The following is a 5,551-nucleotide window of genomic DNA, read 5'->3' as shown; positions in this document are numbered from 1 at the left end:
AGAGTTCGAGAGCAGCAGTAAAGAAGATGGCATTCTCAAAGAGTTGTTGCCGCGTAAAAATGAATTGATACGTCCGACAGTGGCAAATGTTGATTTGGGAGTGATTATCATGTCAGCGATCGAACCTGACTTCTCAACCAATTTGCTCGATCGTTTTTTAGTAACCCTAGAGCATAAAGCAATTGAAGCAGTTATTTACATTACGAAAACGGATTTATTAACAGAAGAAGAATTAGAAAAAATGGTTTCATTAAAAGAGCAGTACCAAACTATTGGGTATCCAGTCATTTTGCCAACGATTGAGGGCAATGAGCAGGCTAAAAAAGAGTTGACCCGTTACTTTTCGAATCGCTTAACTGTTTTTATCGGTCAATCCGGTGCAGGGAAATCTACGTTGTTAAATCAAATTGCTCCTGAATTGAATTTGGAGACGGGGAAGATCTCTATGTCGCTTGGCAGAGGAAAGCACACGACGCGTCATGTGGAATTGATTCCATTGTATCAAGGACTGGTAGCGGATACTCCAGGATTCAGTTCAGTTGATTTTTTGGAGATAGAAGCTGACCAATTGCCTGAATTATTTCCAGAATTTGTAGAAGCACAAGACCGATGTCGCTTCAGAGGATGTATGCACCGCAAAGAACCTGGCTGTCAAGTTCAAAAAGAAGTTGGAGAAGGTCTCATTCAAGAGTATCGTTATCAGCATTATTTACAATTTTTGGAAGAAATTGAAAGTCGAAAACCAAAATACACAAAAAAAGAAAAGTGAGGAAAAAAATGAAAATAGCGCCATCAATTTTAAGTGCAGATTTTGCCAATTTAGAAAGAGATATACAAGTCGTTGAAGCAGGAGGGGCAGACTACATTCATGTCGATGTAATGGATGGACACTTTGTGCCTAATTTAACGTTTGGCCCTAATATTGTTTCAGCTATTCGTCCGATTACAAAATTACCTTTGGATTGTCATTTGATGATTGAAGATCCTGAAAAGTATATCGAAGCTTTTGCTAAAGCAGGAGCAGATATTATTACGGTTCATGTTGAAAGTACTCATCACATCCATCGTGCTATTCAACTTATCAAAACTCAAGGGGTTAAAGCGGGTGTTGTGATCAATCCAGGAACGCCTGTAGAAGCGATCATGCCGGTTTTAGATGAGGTCGATATGGTATTGGTGATGACGGTTAATCCTGGATTTGGCGGGCAAAGTTTCATCAAAGGGGCAGTAAATAAAATTACCCAATTAACTGAATTGAAAAAAGACAAAGGCTACCATTATGAAATAGAAGTGGACGGCGGTATTATTCCTGAAACAGCTAAAGTATGTAAAGCTGCAGGAGCAAATGTTTTTGTTGCCGGTTCGTATATTTATGGAGCTGATCAACCGTCAGAGCAGATAAAAGCATTGAAAGAAGCGCTTTGTTAAGATGGTTGAAATAGCGATACTGGTTGGAGGACCGGAAATGTCTCTTCCGGATCTCCATAAGCTGGATCATGATGGGCTTCTTTGGATCGGTGTTGACCGGGGAGCAGTGAGATTATTGGAATTAGGGATTAAACCACATATTGCTTTAGGGGATTTTGATTCTGTTTCTAAAGACGAGTTCGAGTGGATAAAAAAAGAAGTTAAAGATGTTCGCCGTTTTAAAGCGGAAAAAGATGCCACAGATACCGAACTTGCTGTAGAAGCGGCTTTTACTGAATTTGTTCCAGAAAAGGTAACGATCTATGGAGCAACTGGCGGAAGATTGGATCATCTATTGAATAATTTATGGCTGGTTTTTCAACCGAAAGTGCGGCCGCATCTTGCAAAGTTACAGATTTCTGATCGTCAAAACAGTGTTTCTTATTATCAACCAGGGACATACGAGTTAAAAAAAGAAGAAGATAAAAAATACCTGGCTTTTATTTGTTTGACAGCTGTTGAAAAGCTAACTTTGTTTGATGCGAAATACCAATTGAAAGAAGCTGATTTTGCTTACCCCACTTCATTAGCCAGTAATGAATTTGTATCAGATACCACTCTTTTTTCCTTTCAAACGGGTTTAATTGCGGTCATTCAAAGTAAAGATTAAGAGTTATGCCCAAGAATAGTGGTTCTGTCATTTTTGGTGTTAGTAAGTAAAGTGAATTTATTCCACAATTTTGAAATTGTTGGAGGAATAGTGGCTACTTGCAGCCATGTAAAGGATTCAATGCGAATTACGAAGCGGTTAGGCTTCGTTTGAGGCTTGAAAAACTGGAGACACTAAGGCTCCAGTCGGTTCCATGGCTTTTGCAAGCAGACACGTAAATTCCGGAGAAAACTTCACTACTAATCTTAGTATGTTTGATAAAGAACCAGAACAGTTAGATCTGATGCATACGAAATAGAACAAAAAAGAGGTAGAGACAAAGTCTCAACCTCTTTTTTATTATTGAAATTACACGCGTTCAACTTTACCTGATTTAAGAGCGCGAGCAGAAACCCAAACTTTTTTAGGTTTTCCATCAACTAAAATGCGAACTTTTTGTAAGTTAGCACCCCATGTACGTTTTGTTTTATTTAAAGCGTGAGAACGGTTGTTACCACTTTTTGCTTTACGTCCTGTTACGACACATACTTTAGCCATTATTCTTTCCTCCTTTGCCGATATCTCGAAGCAAGGCTTCAATCTATACACTCATACTTTGATAATTTATCATAATTAGACAACATTTGCAACATCTTTCTTTCAAGGAATTTTACTTGACAGCATTCTTTTTTTAGAAAAAAGATTGTTTTCTTTTAAAAAGCCCTGTTATTGAAAAAGTACTTGTGAAACAAACAAATGGGATGAGTTTCAAAAGAAAGAAGTGGGGAGTTTTCCTATTAACCTTTTCTTATTCTGCTGGCTATGATAAAATGTGAAGGAGTAATTCATGGCTGACTAGCCAAAAGGAGGATTTTTACCATGGCAGTTAAAATCAAAACACAATTTGGCGTTATTGATATTTCAAACGAAGTAATTGCAACAGTTGTAGGAGGAGCCGCAACTGAAATTTTTGGAATTGTTGGTATGGCAAGTAAAAACCAAATTCGTGATAATTTAAATGATATACTTAAAAAAGAAAATTATTCGCGCGGCGTAGTTGTTCGACAAGAAGACAATAGCGTAATGGTGGATGTTTATATTGTTGTTAGTTACGGAACAAAAATTTCTGAAGTGAGCCGTAATGTACAAGAAAGAGTGAAATATGATTTAGAAACCATGCTGGGCATATCTGCTGATGCAGTAAATGTTTATGTGCAAGGGGTACGTGTTTTAAAAGACTAAATAAAAAGAAATTGTCATAGTCACTTGTATTAAAAAGTGACGAAGGAGGATATAGTGGTGAATGTTACAAAGTTAGAAGGGAAGCAATTCCGCAAAATGGTTTCAGTAGGAGCCAAACGGTTGGATACAAATGCAGAATATGTTAACTCTTTAAATGTTTTTCCTGTTCCAGATGGAGACACAGGAACAAATATGAATTTATCATTAGCTAGTGGAGTTAAATCGATAGACAATACGACTTCAGATCATATCGATCAATTAGCTGCGGCTCTATCAAAAGGATTATTAATGGGAGCCCGGGGAAATTCTGGAGTAATTTTATCTCAATTGTTCAGAGGGTTTGGAAAAGCAATTGAAGGTAAAGAAACGTTAACAGCAAAAGAGTTTGCTGCTGCTTTTACAAATGGAGTCCAAACCGCTTATAAAGCTGTAATGAAACCAGTTGAAGGAACCATTTTAACTGTGGCGCGTGAATCAGCAAAAGCTGGTGAAAAGCAAGCTAAGACCACTGAGAATATCGTTGAAGTGATGGAAGCTATCGTACGCGAAGCTAAAAAGTCTCTAGATAGAACTCCAGATTTATTACCAGTCTTAAAAGAAGTAGGCGTTGTCGATAGTGGCGGACAAGGACTACTATTTATTTATGAAGGATTTTTAGAAGTACTATCCGGAAAAATTAGTGAAGTGGAAGTTTATCAACCATCTCCTCAGGAAATGACAGAAATGGTAAATGCTGAACACCATCGCAGTGTTTCTAATCATATTGCAACAGAAGACATCAAATATGGCTACTGTACTGAAATTATGGTTAAAATAGGTGAGGGAGAAACAGTTAAGCAAGAGTTCGATTATGACACTTTCCGTAATCATCTAAATGAAATAGGTGATTCTCTTTTAGTTGTCTCTGATGACGAAATTGTCAAAGTTCATGTCCATACTGAACAACCAGGAGAGGTAATGAATTATGGACAAGAATTCGGCTCATTAGTAAAGATCAAAGTAGACAACATGCGGTTACAGCATGAAACTATTTTAGAAAATGAAGAAGCTCATGCTGATCATACAGCTTCTGCTGAGAAAAAACCTTATGGCGTGATAGCTGTTGCTGCAGGCGAAGGTGTCCAAAGCCTGTTTAAGAGCTTAGGGGTCAATTATGTTATCAGCGGTGGCCAAACGATGAATCCTAGTACCGAAGATATCTTAAAAGCCATTGAAGCCATTCATGCTGAAAAAGTCATCATTTTACCAAACAACAAAAATATTTTTATGGCTGCTGATCAAGCTGCAGAAGTTAGTGAATTACCTGTTGTTGTGGTGCCTAGCAGAACCGTTTCTCAAGGAATGTCTGCTATGTTAGCCTTTAACGAGCTGAATGATTTAGAAACAAACAAAAAAGAAATGAGTGCAGAGTTGGAAAATGTCGTCAGTGGACAAATCACAACTGCTGTTCGAGACACTGAAATTGAAGGAATCAGCATTAAGAAAGACGATTATATGGGAATTATTGATGGGAAAATCAAAGTATCCACAACCAATCGTAAAGAAGCTGTGCTAGATACACTTAAGAAAATGATTTCTGAAGATAGTGAAATCGTTACGATCTTATTAGGCGAAGGAGCAGACATGACTGAAGCAGAAGCAATTGCTGCTGAAATCAGCCAAGACTATCCAGACGTAGAAGTAGAAATACATGAAGGTCAGCAACCTGTTTATCCTTATTTGCTTTCAGTAGAATAGTTTGATAATCCAATGAAAATAGACAGAAATAATAAAAATAATTTTTTATTTTTACTTATTTTTGTCTATTTTTCAAGTGTTTATTAAGTAGGCTAAAATATAACCGGAGAAGGGGGAGAAGAAAAACAACTATTATTTAACCACTCCAGTTGTTGTTTTGAATAATGGTTGCTATATTATGGGGAAATCAATTTATGATCCAGTGTCTGTTCTTCCTTCTGTAGGTGAAAAGCGGCTTGAAGCATTACACCAATTGGGTATCTTTACTATACTAGATTTGCTTTCGCATTATCCATTTCGATATGAAGACATTCAAGAAAAAAATTTATTAGAAATAGAAGATCAAGAAAAAGTTACCTTAAAAGGGAATGTAGTTTCTGAAGCAGTAGTCAGTCGTTTTGGTCCTAAAAAAAACCGTTTATCTTTTCGACTAGTAATTGACCATGCTGTTATTTCAATTACTTTTTTTAACCAACCTTATTTAAAAAGTAAAATTATTGCAGGGGAAGAATTAGC

The 5,551-nt window shown here is 37.0% G+C and carries 6 protein-coding genes and 1 pseudogene; 6 read left to right on the top strand and 1 reads right to left on the bottom strand.

Features of this window, described 5'->3' with window-relative positions; translation table 11 throughout:
• The 3 genes from rsgA to RT405_RS06175 all read left to right on the top strand — a co-directional run.
• Positions 1-769, top strand: a 769-nt coding sequence (rsgA, locus tag RT405_RS06185; RefSeq protein WP_313468460.1) for a ribosome small subunit-dependent GTPase A, incomplete at its 5' end; no start/stop codon positions are given.
• A gap of 8 nt (positions 770-777) precedes the next feature.
• Positions 778-1,428 carry a ribulose-phosphate 3-epimerase gene (gene rpe, locus RT405_RS06180; RefSeq protein WP_313468458.1) on the top strand — a complete coding sequence of 217 codons (651 nt, stop codon included), beginning with the start codon at positions 778-780 and terminating at the stop codon, positions 1,426-1,428.
• Between the two features lies 1 nt (position 1,429).
• The gene (locus tag RT405_RS06175) at positions 1,430-2,077 is read left to right on the top strand and encodes a thiamine diphosphokinase (RefSeq protein ID WP_313468456.1); all 648 of its coding nucleotides are present in this window, start codon (positions 1,430-1,432) and stop codon (positions 2,075-2,077) included.
• 348 nt (positions 2,078-2,425) lie between these two features.
• Here RT405_RS06175 and rpmB read toward each other — a convergent pair whose 3' ends face one another.
• Positions 2,426-2,614: a 50S ribosomal protein L28 gene (gene rpmB / locus RT405_RS06170; RefSeq protein ID WP_035028489.1), complete on the bottom strand. Its 189-nt coding sequence runs from the start codon at positions 2,612-2,614 to the stop codon at positions 2,426-2,428.
• A gap of 321 nt (positions 2,615-2,935) precedes the next feature.
• Here rpmB and RT405_RS06165 point away from each other — a divergent pair, with 321 nt between their 5' ends.
• The 3 genes and pseudogenes from RT405_RS06165 to RT405_RS06155 all read left to right on the top strand — a co-directional run.
• A complete protein-coding gene (locus RT405_RS06165) occupies positions 2,936-3,298 on the top strand; it encodes an Asp23/Gls24 family envelope stress response protein (protein ID WP_313468454.1) in 363 nt (120 codons plus the stop codon).
• A gap of 57 nt (positions 3,299-3,355) precedes the next feature.
• Positions 3,356-5,035, top strand: coding sequence for a DAK2 domain-containing protein (locus tag RT405_RS06160; protein WP_313468452.1), 1,680 nt, complete (start codon positions 3,356-3,358; stop codon positions 5,033-5,035).
• Between the two features lie 178 nt (positions 5,036-5,213).
• Positions 5,214-5,551: pseudogene (locus tag RT405_RS06155) on the top strand (DNA helicase RecG); the annotation flags it as partial.

It is taken from the genome of Carnobacterium sp. (genome assembly GCF_032094055.1).
Taxonomy (GTDB): domain Bacteria; phylum Bacillota; class Bacilli; order Lactobacillales; family Carnobacteriaceae; genus Carnobacterium_A.
This window is presented reverse-complemented; position numbering and strand designations above follow the sequence as displayed.

Coding starts and splice junctions, on each gene's coding strand:
- rpe (WP_313468458.1), top strand. CDS start 778: ATGAAAATAGCGCCATCAATTTTAAGTGCAGATTTTGCCAATTTAGAA.
- RT405_RS06175 (WP_313468456.1), top strand. CDS start 1,430: ATGGTTGAAATAGCGATACTGGTTGGAGGACCGGAAATGTCTCTTCCG.
- rpmB (WP_035028489.1), bottom strand. CDS start 2,614: ATGGCTAAAGTATGTGTCGTAACAGGACGTAAAGCAAAAAGTGGTAAC.
- RT405_RS06165 (WP_313468454.1), top strand. CDS start 2,936: ATGGCAGTTAAAATCAAAACACAATTTGGCGTTATTGATATTTCAAAC.